Annotated in this window: 17 protein-coding genes; 8 read left to right on the top strand and 9 right to left on the bottom strand. The window is 43.6% G+C overall.

The genetic code is table 11. From position 1 onward, the window contains the following. Positions 1–91: 91 nt before the first annotated feature. Positions 92–2,152, top strand: a complete 2,061-nt coding sequence (ppk1, locus tag MKI85_RS05015; protein WP_241625580.1) for a polyphosphate kinase 1 — start codon at positions 92–94, stop codon at positions 2,150–2,152. A 58-nt stretch (positions 2,153–2,210) separates the two neighbouring features. Here the strand turns inward: ppk1 and MKI85_RS05010 are convergent, their stop codons facing one another. Then, the gene (locus MKI85_RS05010) at positions 2,211–3,464 is read right to left on the bottom strand and encodes a hypothetical protein (RefSeq protein WP_241625577.1); all 1,254 of its coding nucleotides are present in this window, start codon (positions 3,462–3,464) and stop codon (positions 2,211–2,213) included. Between the two features lie 77 nt (positions 3,465–3,541). Between MKI85_RS05010 and serB the strand changes: the two genes are divergently transcribed. The 3 genes from serB to MKI85_RS04995 all read left to right on the top strand — a co-directional run bounded on the left by serB (position 3,542) and on the right by MKI85_RS04995 (position 6,347). Next, positions 3,542–4,762 carry a phosphoserine phosphatase SerB gene (gene serB, locus MKI85_RS05005; protein ID WP_241625576.1) on the top strand — a complete coding sequence of 407 codons (1,221 nt, stop codon included), beginning with the start codon at positions 3,542–3,544 and terminating at the stop codon, positions 4,760–4,762. Between the two features lie 412 nt (positions 4,763–5,174). Next, on the top strand, positions 5,175–5,507 hold the full coding sequence (gene aciT / locus MKI85_RS05000; protein ID WP_241625573.1) for a ciprofloxacin tolerance protein AciT: 333 nt from the start codon (positions 5,175–5,177) through the stop codon (positions 5,505–5,507). Between the two features lie 360 nt (positions 5,508–5,867). Then, entirely contained in the window at positions 5,868–6,347 is a 480-nt protein-coding gene (locus tag MKI85_RS04995; protein WP_241625572.1) for an SCP-2 sterol transfer family protein, read from the top strand. Positions 6,348–6,416: 69 nt separating this feature from the next. On the opposite strand, the gene dtd is transcribed toward MKI85_RS04995, so the two are convergent. After that, positions 6,417–6,857 (bottom strand): D-aminoacyl-tRNA deacylase, encoded by a 441-nt coding sequence (dtd, locus tag MKI85_RS04990; protein WP_241625569.1) that lies wholly within the window; start codon positions 6,855–6,857, stop codon positions 6,417–6,419. 156 nt (positions 6,858–7,013) lie between these two features. On the opposite strand from dtd, the gene pncB reads away from it, so the two are divergent. The 3 genes from pncB (at position 7,014) to asd (ending at position 10,029) form a co-directional block, all read left to right on the top strand. Beyond that, on the top strand, positions 7,014–8,222 hold the full coding sequence (pncB, locus tag MKI85_RS04985) for a nicotinate phosphoribosyltransferase (protein ID WP_241625567.1): 1,209 nt from the start codon (positions 7,014–7,016) through the stop codon (positions 8,220–8,222). A gap of 110 nt (positions 8,223–8,332) precedes the next feature. Then, on the top strand, positions 8,333–9,181 hold the full coding sequence (locus MKI85_RS04980) for a sulfurtransferase (protein ID WP_241625566.1): 849 nt from the start codon (positions 8,333–8,335) through the stop codon (positions 9,179–9,181). Further along, positions 9,178–10,029: an archaetidylserine decarboxylase gene (gene asd / locus MKI85_RS04975; RefSeq protein ID WP_241625563.1), complete on the top strand. Its 852-nt coding sequence runs from the start codon at positions 9,178–9,180 to the stop codon at positions 10,027–10,029. Before MKI85_RS04980 ends, asd begins: the two co-directional genes overlap by 4 nt. Positions 10,030–10,100: 71 nt before the next feature. Here the strand turns inward: asd and phoR are convergent, their stop codons facing one another. The 3 genes from phoR to MKI85_RS04960 form a co-directional block, all read right to left on the bottom strand. Next, positions 10,101–11,459, bottom strand: a complete 1,359-nt coding sequence (gene phoR / locus MKI85_RS04970) for a phosphate regulon sensor histidine kinase PhoR (protein ID WP_241625561.1) — start codon at positions 11,457–11,459, stop codon at positions 10,101–10,103. A gap of 10 nt (positions 11,460–11,469) precedes the next feature. Continuing rightward, positions 11,470–12,180 carry a phosphate regulon transcriptional regulator PhoB gene (phoB, locus tag MKI85_RS04965; protein ID WP_241625560.1) on the bottom strand — a complete coding sequence of 237 codons (711 nt, stop codon included), beginning with the start codon at positions 12,178–12,180 and terminating at the stop codon, positions 11,470–11,472. Between the two features lie 220 nt (positions 12,181–12,400). Further along, the gene (locus tag MKI85_RS04960) at positions 12,401–13,087 is read right to left on the bottom strand and encodes a TetR/AcrR family transcriptional regulator (protein WP_241625557.1); all 687 of its coding nucleotides are present in this window, start codon (positions 13,085–13,087) and stop codon (positions 12,401–12,403) included. 211 nt (positions 13,088–13,298) lie between these two features. On the opposite strand from MKI85_RS04960, the gene MKI85_RS04955 reads away from it, so the two are divergent. Then, entirely contained in the window at positions 13,299–14,138 is an 840-nt protein-coding gene (locus MKI85_RS04955) for an SDR family NAD(P)-dependent oxidoreductase (protein ID WP_241625555.1), read from the top strand. 54 nt (positions 14,139–14,192) lie between these two features. Here MKI85_RS04955 and MKI85_RS04950 read toward each other — a convergent pair whose 3' ends face one another. The 4 genes from MKI85_RS04950 to MKI85_RS04935 form a co-directional block, all read right to left on the bottom strand. Beyond that, positions 14,193–15,566: an MATE family efflux transporter gene (locus tag MKI85_RS04950; RefSeq protein ID WP_241625552.1), complete on the bottom strand. Its 1,374-nt coding sequence runs from the start codon at positions 15,564–15,566 to the stop codon at positions 14,193–14,195. Positions 15,567–15,685: 119 nt separating this feature from the next. Further along, positions 15,686–16,840, bottom strand: a complete 1,155-nt coding sequence (locus tag MKI85_RS04945) for a methionine aminotransferase (RefSeq protein ID WP_241625551.1) — start codon at positions 16,838–16,840, stop codon at positions 15,686–15,688. Positions 16,841–16,939: 99 nt separating this feature from the next. Beyond that, positions 16,940–18,244, bottom strand: a complete 1,305-nt coding sequence (locus MKI85_RS04940) for a DUF445 domain-containing protein (protein ID WP_241625549.1) — start codon at positions 18,242–18,244, stop codon at positions 16,940–16,942. A gap of 25 nt (positions 18,245–18,269) precedes the next feature. Then, a complete protein-coding gene (locus MKI85_RS04935) occupies positions 18,270–18,827 on the bottom strand; it encodes a CC0125/CC1285 family lipoprotein (protein ID WP_241625547.1) in 558 nt (185 codons plus the stop codon). Between the last annotated feature and the right edge of the window lie 47 nt (positions 18,828–18,874).

Raw genomic sequence — 18,874 nt, 5'->3', positions numbered from 1 at the left:
TTTGAGTGTAACACAACCGTCATAAACCCAATCTAAGATGCCAAGCACAGAGGGTAAAGTGTTGATAAAAAATCAACCATATTGAGAGAAAATGGAAAATTTTCAACATTCATCAGAAACTTATTTTAATCGTGAATTGGCATTATTGGAGTTTAATCGACGGGTTTTGGCGCAAGCCCGAAATACGGATTTACCGCTTTTAGAGCGACTCAACTTTTTGATTATTTTTTCCCGCAATTTGGACGAGTTTTTTGAGATTCGTGTTGCGGGTTTAATGAAGCAGCAGGATTTAAACGCCCTGACGCGCATGCCCGATGCAATTCCCACCGATGTGGTGTTGGCAGAGCTGTCACAACGGGTTCATCAGGCGGTGCAAGAACAGTACGATATTTTAAATCATGCCATTTTGCCGCAGTTACAGGGTTTGGGCATTCATTTTATTCAGTACCAAGACATCTTGGAAAAGCATAAAGCGTGGATTGCCGCGTATTTTGCCAAACAGGTTCAACCCGTATTGACCCCGATTAGCCTCGATCCATCACATCCATTTCCACGCTTGGTCAATAAAAGCCTGAATTTTATTGTCAGTCTGGAAGGTAAAGATGCCTTTGGACGCGAGATAGAATTGGCGATTGTACCTGCACCGCGTTCTTTACCCCGTTTAATCAGTTTGCCTGAAAGTGTGGAAGGGCAAGAAGAGCAAATTTTTCTGACCGCCATTATTCAGCAACATATCAGTGACTTGTTTCCTGGGATGAAAGCCACAGGGTGTTATGCTTTTCGTGTGACCCGTAATGCTGACCTGATTTTGGCTGAAGATGTCGATGATTTGGCAGTCGCGTTGAAAGATGAATTATCTTCGCGCCGATTTGGGCGTGCAGTGCGGTTAGAAATTGAAGACGATTGTCCATGTGAAATTGTGAACTATTTGCTGGATCAATTTGACTTAGATCAACAACAATTATATTTAATTCAAGGTCCGATTAATCTATCACGCTTGTGCACCAATTTTAATCGTCCTGACTTAAAATACCCTGTGTTTAATCCCGTCATTCCAAAGGTATTTCGTAAGCAACAGTCCATTTTTGATATTTTGAAGAAGGACGATGTGTTATTGCATCATCCTTTCGATTCTTTTCAGCCTGTGATCAGTTTATTGCGCGAAGCTGCAAAAGATCCGAATGTGTTGGCAATTAAACAGACCTTGTATCGCAGCGGACCCGATTCCGAGATTGTACAAGTGCTGGCAGAAGCGGCACGTAATGGTAAAGAAGTCACTGCGGTAATTGAACTTCGTGCACGTTTTGATGAAGAGTCCAACATTACCGTTGCCAATGTATTGCAAGAAGCAGGCGCAGTGGTGGTGTATGGCATTGTGGGTTATAAAACCCATGCCAAAATGATTTTAATCGTGCGTCGTGAAGAACAGCAATTAGTGCGTTATGTGCATTTAGGCACTGGCAACTATCATGCGGGCAATGCCAAGTTGTATACCGATTATGGCTTGATGACCACGCAACCCGATATCTGTGAAGATGTACACCGTATGTTCCAAGAACTGACGGGCATGGGAAAAATGGCAAAATTAAAAACCTTGCTGCATGCGCCATTTACCTTACATGCTGAATTACTCAAGTTGATTGAGCAGGAAATTGAATATGCGCAAGCAGGCAAAACCGCGCGCATTATCATCAAGGTGAATGCCCTGACCGAACCGCAATTGATTACGGCCCTGTATCGAGCATCACAGGCTGGGGTGAAAATTGACCTGATTATCCGTTCCATATGTTGTCTGGTGCCGCAACTGGCAGGATTGTCTGAAAATATTCGGGTGCGATCAATTGTGGGACGTTTTTTGGAACATACCCGCGTGTATTATTTTGAGCAGGGTGGGGAAAAGAAATTGTACTGTGCCAGTGCTGACTGGATGGGACGTAATTTATTTTCACGGGTCGAAACCTGTTTCCCGATTTTAGATCCGAAGATTAAAAAGCGGATTTTGCAAGATGGCTTACTGAGCTATCTGTCGGATCAACAAGGAACTTGGGAATTACAAGCTTCTGGAGAGTGGTTAAAAGCCCAAGCGCCTGAAGGACAGATTCCACATTCGGCGCAGGAATTTTTAATGAATAAGAGCCAGCAGAAAATTTAGGCGTATTTATATTCGTAGAAGAGATAAAAAAAAGCCTGACAACTGTCAGGCTTTTTACTTAAGAGGCTTTGGATTGCTTGCCTTTTAAAATTTCGGTTCGAATGCTTTGCGCCAGTTCAGCAACGCTGCTGTCTATGCCATTCACCATAAAGGCATGACGGGTTAAAACATTGGTCGGATTTGGCAAAGAGACCAAGTCATAATGGTCGCTGATTTGTTTTAACAATTCGTTGCTTAAATGCACCGCACTTTCTTTGGCAGAAAGTTGGTGTACCAAACGTTCAGCTGCTTGTACCGCAGACAGTTGCATCGCTTCAACAGAAGAGGAGATGGCACAGCGAGTCTGCAACACGAAACGTTTTTCTTCACGGTAACGTTTGTACAGCACATCTGAAAGCAACTGGAATACCGTGCCAATCATTGCCAGACACGGTACGGCATCAGGCATTTCTGCTGATAGGGTAATGGTGGCACCTTGCGCATTAAACTGTTGTACAGTGCTAATGTCAGAACGATTTAATTTGTAATGCTGAACTGCCAGTTCAATGGTTTTATTTAAGAAAATCTGGCACAAATTAAAATAAGGTACCGAGACGGTCTGGTTCACAGACTCAAGCAACTGCTTCGGATCATAATATTGAATATTCAGTGCAACAGAACAATCATCTACAATCACAGGCTTGATTTCTTTGGGCTTGTTCTTATTTTGGAATTGTTGTTGTGCCTGTGCAATGGTTAAAGCCGCATTGTGCTTCTCTTGTTCCAAAGCCTGCGTTAAGGCTTGAATCTCATGTTTTAAACGGGATTCATTGTTAATACGTGCCAAATATTCCGAGCGGCTTGGACGTGCAATGGCGCGATACGCTAACCACAACAGACCATGAATAAAGAACGAGAATAAAATCGCGAGCCATTGGGTTCGCAAGATTTCACCAATACTTGGTTGAATCAGGGTGATTTCAATGGTGCCGACTTTTTTCTCATTTTGTAAGGCATCACGAACAAAAACTTCACCATCACGGGTTTTGGATATACCACCCGTCGCCAAGACCTGATTGGCGCCATCTAAAATTCGAATAGAGGCTACACTTGGATTGGTGGCGTAACGATTTACCAATAACGCCAGTGAAACCGTATTGGCAGGTTCAAGTTCCGATAAACTGTCTGTGACCAATTGGCTGGTCATCAACTGTCCCTGATTCGCACGGTTTTCATTCAGTTGGTGAGTGGTTGCAATCACCAATAAAAAGGTATGAAGTGCAAAACTTATTATCAGTAGGCTAGCAAATAGCCCTTGTCTAGGCGCATTCAACGTAAACTTCCAAGGCAATTCTATTCAAATTCGATTATGATTCTCACAATAGTTGTAGCTCAGACCCGAGTCAATTCATGCGAGAAATCATTCTTATATCATTTTTGGGACCCGACCAGCCTAATCAATTCACCCGATTAATGCAGGTATTGTCCACTCATTCCTTACAAATTCTAGATGTTGGACAAGCCGTCATCCATAATCAACTGACTCTAGGTATTGTTGTTTCGTCAGATGACCAGACTGCAACAGCATTAGCCATGAAGGAAATTCTGATTCTAGCACATGATATCGGCTTAACAGTGCGCTTTAAACCCATCTCTTCATCAGAATATGATCAATGGGTGAGTGAAGGTGGGCGGACACGCTATATTGTCACGGCTTTGGCACCAGAACTGACTGCCGCGCATTTACAAGCTGTTACCAATATTGTGTCTAATCAAGGTTTCAACATTGAAACTGTGACTCGTTTATCAGGTCGTCCACAGTTACAAAGCCAGTCTGAAGGACCAAAACGTTCATGTGTACAGTTTGGTTTAAGTGGACAAATGCTGGATGCCACTGCCATGCGCGCAGCCTGCTTAAGTTTATCGTCTGAGCTGAGCATTGATGTAGCCGTGCAAGAGGATAATGCTTACCGCCGTAATAGCCGTTTAGTGTGCTTTGATATGGATTCGACGCTGATTGAGCAAGAAGTCATTGATGAGTTGGCAATCGAAGCAGGTGTGGGCGAACAAGTCGCAGAAATTACCGAGCGTGCCATGCAGGGTGAGCTGGATTTTCAGCAAAGTTTCCGTGCGCGTGTTGCCTTACTTAAAGGTCTAGATGCTTCAGTGCTGCCTAGAATCGCAGAGCGTTTGACCATTACTGAAGGTGCAGAACGTCTTATTACGACTTTAAAATCATTGGGTTACAGAACTGCAATTCTATCAGGTGGATTCCAGTACTTTGCAGAATATTTGCAAGCCAAACTTGGCATTGATGAAGTGCATGCCAACATTCTGGATGTAGAAGATGGCGTTGTCACAGGTGAAGTGAAAGGGCATATTGTGGATGGTGCGCGTAAAGCATTTTTATTACGTGAGCTCGCAGATAATATGGGAATTTCGCCAGAACAAACCATTGCCGTAGGGGATGGTGCTAATGATTTACCAATGCTCTCCATGGCAGGTTTAGGCGTTGCTTTCCGAGCCAAACCACTAGTGCGTAAGAATGCCAATCAGGCGATTTCAAGCGTGGGTTTAGACGGGGTGTTATACCTGTTGGGCGTACATGATAAAGATCTTAACTGCCCGTAATCATTGCGGTTTAATGACAAAAGCGCAATCTTTGGATTGCGCTTTTGTATTTTTGATGATGAGTTTTGTATAAAAAGCTCGTCAGCTATTTCCATGTACACAGGGTCAATTTTAATCGAGAAAAAAATAATTTTTACCGTATAAAAACCCGTTGTTTTTTTGTAATGACACGCCAACTCATAGCATCTCTTGCTTCCCTTCAAGTCGAAATGACAAAAAATGTAATGACAAAATAATATTGCGACAACATATGTCGCTCATTAAAAAAGCATGGCTTTTTTTCTGTTTAAAACTGCTCATAATGCTTGCATAGAGACATAGATAGACAAATTTCACAAAATTAATATAGGTCATGTGGATTGCTGCTCGGGCACCTGCCCAGACATCATCCCCATTGAAGACGGAGGTTTTTATGGTCACAGCGAATTTAGCAACCATAATTGGCTTGAGTTGTGTGACTGTTGCACTGATTGCGGTTTTCTTCTCGCCTTATCGTCGTTGGCTGAGCTTTATGTTCGCAGGCATGATGTTCTGGGGCTTGCTAGAAATGATCCGCTTGAGCATTCAGGTCATGTTTGAATTACCAATGGCATATAGCTATCTGGCTGCGGTCAGCATCGCCATGGGCATGCTTACCTTGTTATTGTTCCGTGAAGATCGTCGTGCAGAACGTGCGAACTCAAAACGCCGTTATATCGAACATACCCCTGTGTATGAAGATGATCAGCAATATAGTAGTCGTTAATTTTCAGGCTCCTTTTCATCTTGAATGAGAGGGAGCGCAGTTTTGAGTCAATTGTGATTCAAAAGAATAAAGAAGCATAAATCTAGAGTGTTCAGATGGGTTTATGTTGACTCAATATGCTGAAAAATTTGGTTTCCCATCTTCAATTCAATCTTTATAAAAAAAGAATTTGGCACCTGAGAGTAGACCGTCTTACAGACTCGACAAAAATTCAATGCTTTTGTGATTGGGATAAAATTTCAGCGTGTGACTTTTACACTCAGATCAGGATTGTTATACAAAGCCTAGCTTCCATCAGAATTAAGTTATGGTAGGATGGAGCAGTCAATTTTTCTACAATTACAATAGGCTTCAAACGTCATGAAACTGTCTTCAATTCCAGTTGTAAAGCTACCATTGGTCGATGTGAGCACGGACCCACTAGATCTACTTGTGGCGAGTTTAGTTTTACGCATGAAACAACTGGCTCGTACAAGTCCTAAATTTATTGAGTTGATTCATGACCGTCAATTTCGTATTCAAATTGGGACAGATCAAGGCGTAGCGCGTCAGATTATTATCAACAACGGACAAATTGATACAGTTTCAGGGGATACCGAGAAAGCGGATTTTATTTTGCAATTTGCGGATAGCGAGCAAGGCGTGAAAACCTTATTAAAAGGTGATCCATCGGCATTCATGACTGGCATGCAAAATGGCAGCATCAAAATGGAAGGTGATTTCAGCTTATTGGTTTGGTTCAACAAAGCTGCAAAATTGATTCCACCTAAGTTACCAAAACCTGTGAAAGAAAAAATTCAATTGGCACGCCAATTTTTAAAAGAAAAGACTGGTCGTTAAGACTCAAAAAGATTGCACAACAATCTAAAAAGCCTACAGTCAATTGTAGGCTTTTTTATGCTTTGGCTTTTATTCGACTTCAAGCTGAAAAGTCACAGGACCATCATTGACCAAATGGACTTTCATATCTGCGGCAAAAATACCTGTTTGCACTTGCTCAAATTGTGATTTGGCATAGTCGACCAGCTGCTCATACAGCACTTTAGCCGCATCAGGCGGCATCGCAGGACCAAAATCGGGGCGTAAGCCTTTTTGGGTTTGTGCCATTAAGGTAAATTGCGATACCAACAATAAGCCACCTTGTGCTTGTGCCACATTCCAGCCCATTTTGCCTTGTTCATCATCAAAAATGCGGTACTTCAAAATTTTATCAATCAGCTTTTTACCTTTTTCCAGCTGATCTTCTTTACCGAGTCCCAAAAAGACCAGCAAGCCATGTTGAATTTCACCCGTTACTTGACCGTCGACCACGACTTTGGCTTCAAGTACTCGTTGTAATAAGGCACGCACGAGAATCCCTCAATATTTGATGTGCTGGGCATTGTAGCAAAGATCATGTGATGCAGATGAAGCATGCTTCTGATTTGTTGCGTTTTATACAATCAATGGCTTTTTTCACTCTGAAAGTGTGCTTTAATGCTAGAAGTTGATAAAAACTGAACCTTTATGTCTGCAATCATTCAATCTTTACTCGATACTGACTTATATAAATTCACCATGCTACAAGTGGTGCTGCATAAGTTTCCGCAAACGCATAGTGTCTACCATTTCCGTTGCCGTAATTTGGATGAAACTGTGTATCCCTTGGTGGATATTCTGCAAGATTTGAATGAACAGTTGGATTATTTGTGTCAGCTCCGATTTAAAGAAGACGAATTACAATATTTGCGTAGCCTGCGCTTTATCAAAAGCGACTTTGTTGATTATTTAGAATTATTCCAACTCAAACGCCGCTTTATTCATACCGGAATAGACAGCGAAGGTCGCTTGGACATCTGGGTCGAAGGTCCGATGGTGCAGGCGATGATGTTTGAGATTTTCGTGCTCGCGATAGTGAATGAACTGTATTTTCAGCGTATTCGCACACCTGAAGTGTTAGAAGAAGGTCAGCGCCGCTTAACCGCCAAGATCGAATTTATTCAGCAATGTGAACTACAGCAGCGCCCTGAAGATCCGCCATTTTTGGTCTCAGATTTTGGCACTCGTCGACGTTATAGTTTGGCGTGGCAGAGACATGTGATTCAGGCATTTCATCGTGCTGTACCGAATGTATTCCGTGGAACCAGTAATGTACTGTTGGCAAAAGAATTGGGAATTTCACCGATTGGTACCATGGCACATGAGTTCTTACAGGCATTTCAGGCTCTAGATGTCCGTTTACGTGACTTTCAAAAAGCAGCGCTTGAAACATGGGTGCAAGAGTATCGGGGTGACTTGGGGATTGCCCTGACCGATGTGGTCGGGATGGATGCCTTCTTGCGAGATTTTGATCTGTATTTTGCCAAATTATTCGATGGTCTAAGACACGACAGTGGGGATCCCTTTGTGTGGGGGGATAAAGCTTATGACCATTACCAAACCTTAAAAATTGACAGCAGAACCAAAATGCTGACCTTTAGTGATGGTTTGAATTTAAATAAGGCATGGGCTTTACATCAATATTTTAAAGACCGCTTTAAAGTCAGTTTCGGGATTGGCACTAACTTAACCAATGACATGGGGCAGACCCCGTTAAATATTGTGTTGAAACTGGTGGAATGTAATGGTCAATCGGTGGCGAAAATTTCGGACAGTCCAGGCAAGACCATGACTGATAACGATACATTCTTGGCTTATTTACGTCAGGTCTTCCAGATTACTGAACCTGCTGTTTAATCCATTTATATTGCAGATTTTCTGCTTAGATTTGCAGGAAAATCGGCATTCTGTAGCTATAGGCTTATGCTAACATCAAGCAGTTGCCAGAACAAAACGTGTAAAAAAAGATGACGGAATCGACGCTGAATTTGGGTTTATTAATCGATGTGGAAGAATTGCTTCCACTTTTAGGAAATGAAAAATTACGTATCGTGGATTTAAGTAGAAGTTCAGTCTATGAGCAGCTGCATATTCCACATGCCATTCATCTCAAACCTGCGCAACTACTTCGCCAAGAAGAAAATGCCACGGGCTTGTTGCCTGATGCTGAAGCTTTGACAGCGTTAATTCAGTGTTTGAATATTACGCCTGAGCATCATGTAGTGGTTTATGATGATGAAGGCGGGGCTTGGGCAGGACGTTTGATCTGGGATTTACACTGCTTAGGTTTTTATAACACCTCACTGCTGAATGGCGGGATTCATGCTTGGTTGGCACAAAGCTTGCCGACCACGTCTGAGCAAGAGCAATTTGCCCCTGTAGCACCCTTAGTTCAAGTCAATTTGGCTGAGCAAGATCTGGTGCGTATTCAATATAAAGAGCTGTTGCCGTTAGTCGAGCAGCAGGCAATTCAGCTGTGGGATTGCCGAACAGAAGATGAATATACGGGTCTCAGATTGGCAGCTCGTCGTGGCGGTCATATTCCAAATGCACGTCATTTTGAATGGAGTACTGCACTTAATCGTGAAAATCATTTAAAATTGCACGCTTTAGAACGCACACAACAACGCTTAGAACAACAAGGTTTCAATTTACAGGAACCTGTCGTGGTGTACTGTCAGTCACATCATCGTTCAGGTTTGGCTTATATTTTGGGTCGTGTATTGGGTTGGAATATCCGAGCTTATGATGGTGCGTGGAGTGAATGGGGCAACCGCCTCGATAGTCCAATCGTTACTGGAGAGTTACCGTCTTGAGCCTCACCTCACGTTTAACAAAACAATTCTTTATTCAAGCACAACGTGTTGTGCCGCAACATCAGCTCTCCCGTGTGGTGGGTAAGATTGCTGCCAGTGAAAACCAGTTGATTAAAAACACGGTCATTTCTGCATTTAAAGCGCAATATGGCATTGATATGTCAATTGCAGAGCAAAAAAATGCTTTGAAATACAAGTCATTCAATGAATTCTTTACCCGTGCTTTGCAAGATGGTGTGCGTGAAATTGATACTGATGCCAACAGCATTGTGTCGCCTGCGGATGGTGCGATTTCACAATTGGGTCACATTGAGTCAGGTGAAGTGTTTCAAGCCAAAGGTCAAAGTTTTTCGGTGGAAAAGCTGATTGCAGACCCACAGTTGGCGGAGCCATTCAAACATGGTGAATTTGCAACGGTGTATTTGTCGCCGCGTGACTATCACCGCGTGCATATGCCATTTGCAGGCACGTTAACCGAAACGTTGTATGTTCCAGGTGAGCTGTTCTCTGTGAATCAAACCACGGCTGAAAATATTCCAGGCTTGTTTGCACGTAACGAGCGTATGGTGTGTTTGTTCGATACCGAATTGGGTCGTATGGCCGTGGTCTTGGTGGGTGCGATGATTGTAGCGGGCATTGAGACTGTGGCAACAGGCAAAGTTAAACCAACAGGGCGTTTAGAACTGAACCAGCACAATTTGTTCCTTGAAAAAGGTGCGGAGTTGGGACGTTTTTATTTAGGTTCAACCGCAATTATTTTGTTTGAACAAAATAAAATGCAGTGGGATGAGCAATTTAAAGCCAATTCAACTGTGGTGATGGGGCAGGCGCTGGGTCACACGGTTTAAGCATAAGGTTGAGATGGCTGTATTAGACAGCCATCTCAATATAAACTTTTAATAATTTAAAAAATAATGATTTAGCTCATGTGATAAAGACGTTCTTTCGGGAACACCACTTTAAAGGTTGAGCCTTGATTCTCTTTCGATTCAATTTCTAAATACGCGTTGTGTTGCATCAGCACGTGCTTCACGATTGCCAGTCCTAAACCCGTTCCCCCAGTTTGACGGCTACGCGCGCTATCCACACGGTAGAAACGCTCGGTTAAACGTGGTAAATGTTTGGGATCAATGCCAATGCCCGTGTCTTCTACGGTGAAATAACCATGTTCGCCATCATCATGCCAACCCATGGTAATGGTACCGCCTTTCGGGGTGTATTTAATCGCATTGGTGATTAAATTACTAAAGGCACTCGCCAACTCAGTATCTGAACCAATCAGGTCGCAATGACTGTCGATATCCAGATTCAGAGTATGACCATAATCCACGTTATACGCCTGCGCATCATCAAATAACTGATTCATCAGGCTTGGCATTTCAATAATCTGGTTTTTGGCAATCTGCTTATTGTTTTCCAGACGCGATAGCAATAACAGGTCATTCACCAAAGCATTCATGCGTTTGGTTTGTGCCTGCATTTGCTCAAAAGCACGTTTCCAGCGGGGATTGAGATCTTCTTGATCGGTAAAGGTTTCAATATAGCCAGAGAGTACCGTTAAAGGCGTGCGTAATTCATGCGAAATATTATCGACAAAGTCTTTACGCATTTGCTCCAAGTTGTGCATGCGCGTCACGTCATAGGCCACCAGTAGACGGCTTTCACCGCCAAAACGGGTCATTTTGATTTGCACATAGTGATCTTCGAACACTGAGGACTTCATTTTGATGCCATCAGGAATTTGATCGCTTTGTTTGAAATATTCAATAAAACTCGGTTGTCTCAAAATGGTCATAATATTACGACCACGATCGAGTGACTGAATACCCAACAGTTTTTCCGCCGCGGGATTCCACCATTCTATTTGATGTGATTCATCAATCAGCACCACCGCTTCCGCAAGCGCCACCAAAGAAGATTGTGCACGGTCAATCAAGCCAACCATTTCAGCTTGCACAATACGTTCTTGGCGTTGGGCACGATAGACATTGAACAGTAATGCACCCCAAATCCCATTCAGATTAGGTGGGACATCATAGGGACGATTGGAAATCCATTCATTGACCAAATACAAAGAACGTAATTGGAAAATAAAAAAAATCGAGAAGCCGGCAAAAATGCAGATCCAGAAATACCCAATGCCAAAACCGACTAAGCTTGCAATCAGTAAGAGAAAAGCCAGTAAGCGTAAATCTTGTTTGGCAAAAGTCCACAAACTGCTATAGCGGAATTTTTGATGCTCACGGGCCAGTTCGGGGACGGGGTATGGTTCATACATAAAACTAAAATTAACCTAAAGCAACATCTGCACGAGTAGAGAAGCGGTAACCTGTACCACGTACGGTTTGCACAAAACGGTCTGCACCATACGGTTCTAAAACTTTGCGCAGGCGACGAATATGCACATCAATAGTACGGTCTTCGATATACACATTACCACCCCAAACTTGATCGAGCAGCTGTGCACGGGTATAAGCACGTTCAGGATGTGTCATGAAGAACGCCAGTAAACGGTATTCTGTTGGACCCATTTCTAAAATATTGTTGCTAAAACTTACGCGCTGGCTCACAGGATCCAGCATTAAGCCATTGGCATCAATGGTTTTTTCACCACTGAGCGCATTGGCACGACGTAGTACCGCTTTAATTCGAGAAACCAATTCTCGAGTTGAAAAAGGCTTGGTCATGTAATCGTCCGCACCTGCATCGAGACCTTGGACTTTATGGTCTTCTTCTCCACGTGCAGTCAACATAATGACAGGAATTTCTGCCAGATTTTCATCGCGTTTCAGGCGACGGCACAGGTCGACACCACTTACGCCACCAGGCATCATCCAGTCGAGCAGGATCAGTGCTGGACGTTGATCCACAATCATTTGATGTGCTTGTTTTGCATCTTCTGCTTGTAAGCATTGAAAGCCTGCCATATCCAAAGAGGTGTGAATCATCTCTCGAATCGGAAGTTCGTCATCGACGATTAGTATGTAGTCATCTTTCACAACGCAATATCCTATTGATGATAACGGTAGGCCGTTTTTTATTTATGACAGGCTTATTACAAAGATTAATTATGACAGTATCATTGCAGAATAGGGGAGAATGCCGATTTTCGCAAAGTTTTGTGACAATTTATAGTCGAAAACATGAACAATTTTAGACAGTCGGGGACAGGGTCGCTTAAACCATTTCAAATTTCTGTAAAAATTAAATAGCTGTAATTTAATTTTTTTTATCTGAAAATGATGCAAGTAATGTCAAAAACACCACTCTGCAAGAAGCCAAAACATCCTCCAAGGACTGTTTAAAACCACTCATCACCCAACGAATGGCAATTTGCGTAACATATCCATTTAAGCCTGTAGAAACCCATGAAATTTCACGTTCTGAATGCGGTATATTGGGCATCATCAACATGACAAACGCATGAATCATACGGTCAAACCGTAGCATGGTTTCATGAATGGTGGCCTGGTTATGCAGTTCTTGCACCAACATAGCATCAATATAAATAATACGTGCCATACGCGGGTTATCTTTCAGTGTTGTGAGTAAGGCAGTTAACCCTGCATCGACCATTTTTTCATGGCTGCTGGAGGCTTGCATAATTGCCTGCATCACATTTTGCTGTAGCTCATCAATCAATTTCAAGAAGATGGTTTGGAACAGTTGATCGCTTTTTTTAAATGATTCATAAAAATAACGTTCAGTCAGTTTGGCTTCATTACAGATATCTTTGACGGTTACAGCAAAGAAACCATGGGTGCCGTAAACTTCGATACCTGCTTCGATGAGTTTCTCACGACGTGCCTGCTTACGTTCAGTTAAGGACAGTCCTTTAAACTGACGTTCTCTACTTTTGGTGGGATTGTTATTTTGTTCCGTATTGTTGCTATTGGTATCAGTCATAAGGGCAAAACGTAGCAAAGACAGGCTCTAGTTTAACAACTATTGTAGTAAAAACCTAAATTTTAGCCATGCTTGAAGCAGAGATGAGATTCGTCAGGCAATTATTGACAATGGTTATTGTCAAATTTATATTGAAAGCGTCAACGGCATAGTGCAAAAAATAACAGTGCTGGTATTGTGTCAAAGCCTATGCCACCCATAAGGATAGAAAATGAAAACATTTAACAATAAAGTAGCAGCCGTCACTGGTGCGGGCTCAGGGATCGGTCAGCAACTGGCAGTGCTGTTAGCGAAACAAGGCTGCCATCTTTCTTTAAGTGATATTAACGAACAAGGTTTGGCGAAAACTGTAGAACTACTCAAAGACAGCAATGTTCGTGTCACGACCCAAAAACTGGATGTATCTGACCGCGAAGCCATGCGTGTATGGGCAGAAGAAACCGTACAAGATCATGGTTCGGTGAATATGATTTTTAACAATGCTGGAGTGGCATTGGGCTCGACGGTGGAAGGTGCGAGTTACGACGAACTGGAGTGGATTGTCGGGATTAATTTTTGGGGTGTGGTCTACGGTACCAAAGAATTTTTACCGCTGATTAAGCAAACAGGTGATGGACATATTATCAATATTTCTAGCTTATTTGGCTTAACCGCTCAGCCAACGCAATCGGCGTACAATGCCACTAAATTTGCGGTACGTGGCTTTACTGAATCTTTACGTCAAGAACTGGATATTGAAAATTGTGGCGTGAGTGCGCTGTGTGTACACCCAGGCGGCATTCGTACCAATATCGCCAATGATGCGCGAATGAATGACAGCTTGCGTAGCTTGGGCATGAATCCTGAAAAATCGGCACGGTCGTTCAACAAGATGTTACGTATTCCACCTGAAGAGGCGGCGCGTGAAATTCTAAATGCGGTGCAAAAAGACAAGCGTCGTGTATTGATTGGTAATGATGCGAAATCTTTAGATCTGATTCAGCGTATTTTGCCGACAGGCTATCAGAAAGTGACGGCTATGGCGACGTCATTAAGCAAGCGTTTTAAATAAAAAAAAGCGCGTATTAATCTGCGGATCAATACGCGCTTTTTCTATAGCGTGCTTTCAAATTAAGGTTTTTACCGTTTTCTTTTTCCAGACAAATTGATAATACAGTCCTTGCATAATACACAGGCTGACAAATGCCAGAGCATAGCCATACCAGATGCCTTTTAAGCCAAACCATTGACTAAACAGATACGCACACGGCACTTCAATCAGCACAATCGCAGCAATGTTAATTAGCATTGGAATATTGACGGTTCCACTGGCACGCATAATCGAAGCAAAAATTGCGCTGGCACCAAAAAATAGAATCGACCACAGCACAATAAACAGCAATTGTTGCCCTAAAGCGACCACATTAGGATCGGTAATAAACAGCGCCATTAAATATTTGGAAAACAGATACGCCAAAATCACCAAGATGCCTGTGATGATGATATTCATACGCAGGGCAGTGCGGGTGACTTTGGTGAGTAAATCAGCTTTGCCTGCGCCAATCGCTTGGGCAGCGAAAATCGAGGCTGCAATTGAAATGGAAAGTGCAGGAAACTGGATGTAGTTCAGCACCTGATTGACCGCACCATAGGCTGCAGTCGCCTCAGAACCATAACGGTTGACGAGTCCGACTATGACCAAGCCTGCCACCGACGTGGTGACCATTTGTATGCCGGTTGGAATGCCCAGACGCAGAATAATCCGACTCAGTTCAGGTTGATGACGGATATGCCTGAATAATTCGCGATCTGGACGCAGTGGGTGATTTTTTTTATTCAGATAGACCATTAAAAACAGTAGCACTGCGGCATAGCCAATAATGGTCGCAATGGCTGGGGCAATGATACCCAATTGAGGAAAACCAAAATATCCTGCAATTAGCACAGGGGTGATTACCAAACCAATTAAACTGGTCATACCGAGTGCAATCAGCGGGGTAATACTGTCGCCTACACCGCGTAAAATGGAGGTATAAATAATATACACAAACAGCAGGGGGCTACCTGCCATCATCCATTGTACATAAGGTAAAGACATATGCATGATTTCAAGGTCGATCCCCAACAATAATAAAATCTGTTTGGCAAAGAGTACCCCAAACAAGGCAATCACACTTCCGCCAATCAGGGTCATAAATAGGGTAGAACCGACCACGCTACGGACTTTTTCGAGATTTTGTGCGCCCCAAGCCTGCCCAATCAGCACCGTTGAACCTGCCGACAAACCAATGATAAAAGCCAGTAAGCAAAACAAGATGGGAAAATAGACCGATACAGCAGCAACCGCATGAACCCCAAGCATTTGTCCGACAAACACTGTATTAATGGTGCCAGACAGGTTTTGTAAAATATTGGTGGCAATCAGCGGCAGCAGAAACCAAAGAAATGCTTTCCAGAACTTGTCAGAATTGATCAAGGGACCATGAGGGACGGCAGCCATATTCGTGATTTATCATCCATAATTTTTTATTGTGTCCTTTGCAACATAACACAAGCCACAAGGAAAAAAAGCAGGAGATCTGTTGAATTTTCACTGTTCGCTAGGGCGAGAAAAATTGCCTAGCAACGGTTTAGAATCTCGATCGCCTGTTCCAAGGTCTGTTCTGTTTTGGCAAAGCAAAACCGGATCAGGCGTAAATCTTGAGGCGGTTGTTGATAAAACACGGAAATTGGGATGGCGACAATGCCATGTTGTTCTGCAAGGAAGTGGCACATCTCAACATCATTCAAATCGGGACGGATGGCACGATAATCCAGATTCTGGAAATAGGTGCCCTGTGACGGCGTAAATTGGAAACGGGAAGTAGTTAGACCAGAGGTAAACAAGTCACGTTTATGTTGGTAAAAACTGGCGAGCTGTTGTACATGTTCAGGATGCTGTTGCATATACTCGGCTAAAGCCACTTGCACTGGAGTGACTCCGCAGAAATTGGCAAATTGATAAACCTGACGGAAAACCCTCATTAATTCTGGTGCCGCCACACAATAACCGGTTTTCCAGCCGGTGACATGGAAGGTTTTACCAAAAGAACCGACCACGAAACTGCGTTCACGCAGTTCTGGAAAAGACAGGGCGGAATAATGCGGTTGTCCATCGTAAACCAAGTGCTCATACACTTCATCAGACAACACCACAATATTACGAGTTTGAATCAGTTGAATCAGCTGTTGCCAATCTTGCTTCGACCAAATGGCACCGGTTGGGTTATGTGGAGTATTCACAATCACCATACGGGTTCTGTCATTGATGGCTTCTGCCACTTTATTCCAGTCCACTTGAAAATCTGGTGCAGTTAAAGGAATACGAATGGCTTTGGCACCGACCAAGGCAATACTTGGCGCATAGCTGTCATAGCTCGGGTCAAAAACAATCACTTCATCCCCCGCATATAGCATGGCTTGAATCGCACTAAACAGGGCAATGGTCGCACCAGGGGTAATGGTGATTTCGTTGATGGGGTCGATCACCAGTTGATCGCGCTGTAAAAATTGTGCTGCCACTTGCTGGCGCAAACTGAGTAAGCCATCTCCCGCAGCATATTGATTAGAACCGTGCAAGGTCGCATGGCTTAAGGCTTCCAGTAAGGCTTGGGGTGGGGAAAAATCAGGAAAGCCCTGTGAAAGATTCAGGGCATTCAGGCGCTGCGCCATCGCAGTCATTTGGCTAAAAATTGTGACCCCTTGTGCAGGAAGTTTGGAATGAATTTCTAACATGACCACAGCCCCATCGGATAATAAACCGATTTAATTTAGCATGTTGCAGGGCATGTACAAGTCTAAATCCATCTATTTTCAGGTCTGAAAAACGGTGGATTAAAGCAGAAAATCCACTGCAGCACGGATAATACCCAGCGCGAGACCAATAAAAGCACCCACTACCACACCATTGACGCGAATCATGTGTAGGTCGCCACCCACTTCATTTTCAATTTTGCCAATCATTTCACGGGAGTCCCATTCATGAATGCGTTCGCTAATAAAACGGATCACTTTCTCGCTGTATTGATCACTCAAATTCACCGCCAAACTACTCATGCGATCATTTAATAACTGACGTACCGCTTGATTGGCGATGATATTTTCACCCACCTGTTGAATGGCCACTCGCAGATTGGCCGCAATGCCTGAATCTGCCTGCATGAGGTCTGCTTTGATGGCATCGCATAAAATCACCACTGCACCCCGAATAAAATTCAGTACTTGCGGGCTATCCAGCAGGGCATTTTTGCTACGATTCAAACGTTGGCTGGCGCTACTGTTACGGTCCTGTAATTGATACATCAGTTCTTGGGCAGTTTCTTCAATCTGTTGTCGCCAAGGATGTTCTGGGTTCGCCAACATTGATTCCACCCGCTCGATCATGGAGTCGATGGTGCGTTGTTGTACATCAATCCCAATCCAGCTGGCCCCTTTGGCCAGTTTAGATACCCCCAGTTCTTTAAACAGTTTTTTCGTCAGTTCTCGGGTTTGATCAGGATGGTTAATCATCCAATCATGTACCACATCTAGACCGCGTTGCAGCACATCTTGGTGGAAATCGTTTTCAATCACGGCACGCAGCATCTCACTGGCCAGCATGTTGATGTCGGTATTGCGCACCCATTGCACACTGTTGTTTTGAATAAAGCGACCAATCTGTTCCTGCCCGACAAAGTCAAAAATCTTGGGTACAGTTTGCTGAATCACTTGCGTGACTTGGGTGTTGTTGTGTGGATTGGCTAGCCATTGACCGACGGCTAAACTCAAGTCGATATTTTTCAGACTGCGTTCCACCACTTGCGGTGAAAGGAAGTTTTCTTGCACAAAGCGACCCATCGATTCGGCAATACGGGCTTTGTTACGCGGAATAATTTCGGTGTGGTCACGTAAAAACTTAGGGATTGGCATCTTCCCGAAGGGATTACGGAACAACACGGTAATGGCATACCAGTCCGCCAGTCCCCCGACTACCCCTGCTTCAGCAGACAACATCAAGATATGAATCAACCATACGTATTCAGGAAAAAATTTGGCGACCACCATCAGGATCAGCCAAGCCAGCACAGCCATGATCAAGGCGATGGTCGCAAAGCGTTTACTGCGTTTTAGATTGTCCGAACTGGTGCTCGCAACATGCATATCAAGATCCTAGGTCATGTGTTGATTAATTGGCGGGTGTCACGGGTTGCGGCTGAATCACTTCACCAGTGGCGGTTAACCCATACTTTTGCCCTAAAGATTGCAAAATTAGGGTGGCATCAAAGGCATCACTGGGTGCTTTGCTTTTTTCTTTATAGCACTCAATGGTATAGGAGACTTGCACAGGGTCAATATTCACCACTTGTGGCGTATCGTAAAATGGATCTGGCCAATAGCCTGGAAAGCGGCGAGGGTAATAACCATAAGGATAGAAGGATGGGGAACGATACACCACCGCCTGACGTGGCGGTTTATTGGTGAGATTGCTTGGGTCATCCAGCACTTTAAAATAACGGAAGCCATTTTTGACCGTGGTTTGCGCCGCTTTGACCAAGGTAATTTCTTCCGCCATGCCATAGTTCATATTCGGGTCGGCTTCAAAACTGACTCGATAGGTTTGCGTATTCATTGGATAGGTATTAAAACGCCCCAATTGATCGAAAGTGCGCGGTTTGGGCGGTGTAGAGGCACAACCTGCCAGTGCGAGCGTGATCAGGGTCAGGGCAATAAGCTTGGTTTTCATGTTCATACTCCACTGATTGCTGGTGAAATAGGGGGAGAAACTGCCAC

Source organism: Acinetobacter zhairuonensis, from assembly GCF_022601715.1.
GTDB lineage: Bacteria > Pseudomonadota > Gammaproteobacteria > Pseudomonadales > Moraxellaceae > Acinetobacter.
This window is presented reverse-complemented; position numbering and strand designations above follow the sequence as displayed.

What these genes read in the sequence shown, in the direction of transcription:
- MKI85_RS04980 (WP_241625566.1), top strand. Translation starts at nt 8,333, where the DNA reads ATGACGGAATCGACGCTGAATTTGGGTTTATTAATCGATGTGGAAGAA.
- serB (WP_241625576.1), top strand. Translation starts at nt 3,542, where the DNA reads ATGCGAGAAATCATTCTTATATCATTTTTGGGACCCGACCAGCCTAAT.
- MKI85_RS04955 (WP_241625555.1), top strand. Translation starts at nt 13,299, where the DNA reads ATGAAAACATTTAACAATAAAGTAGCAGCCGTCACTGGTGCGGGCTCA.
- pncB (WP_241625567.1), top strand. Translation starts at nt 7,014, where the DNA reads ATGTCTGCAATCATTCAATCTTTACTCGATACTGACTTATATAAATTC.
- aciT (WP_241625573.1), top strand. Translation starts at nt 5,175, where the DNA reads ATGGTCACAGCGAATTTAGCAACCATAATTGGCTTGAGTTGTGTGACT.
- phoR (WP_241625561.1), bottom strand. Translation starts at nt 11,459, where the DNA reads ATGTATGAACCATACCCCGTCCCCGAACTGGCCCGTGAGCATCAAAAA.
- MKI85_RS04960 (WP_241625557.1), bottom strand. Translation starts at nt 13,087, where the DNA reads ATGACTGATACCAATAGCAACAATACGGAACAAAATAACAATCCCACC.
- MKI85_RS04995 (WP_241625572.1), top strand. Translation starts at nt 5,868, where the DNA reads ATGAAACTGTCTTCAATTCCAGTTGTAAAGCTACCATTGGTCGATGTG.
- MKI85_RS04950 (WP_241625552.1), bottom strand. Translation starts at nt 15,566, where the DNA reads ATGGCTGCCGTCCCTCATGGTCCCTTGATCAATTCTGACAAGTTCTGG.
- MKI85_RS04935 (WP_241625547.1), bottom strand. Translation starts at nt 18,827, where the DNA reads ATGAAAACCAAGCTTATTGCCCTGACCCTGATCACGCTCGCACTGGCA.
- ppk1 (WP_241625580.1), top strand. Translation starts at nt 92, where the DNA reads ATGGAAAATTTTCAACATTCATCAGAAACTTATTTTAATCGTGAATTG.
- MKI85_RS04940 (WP_241625549.1), bottom strand. Translation starts at nt 18,244, where the DNA reads ATGCATGTTGCGAGCACCAGTTCGGACAATCTAAAACGCAGTAAACGC.
- MKI85_RS04945 (WP_241625551.1), bottom strand. Translation starts at nt 16,840, where the DNA reads ATGTTAGAAATTCATTCCAAACTTCCTGCACAAGGGGTCACAATTTTT.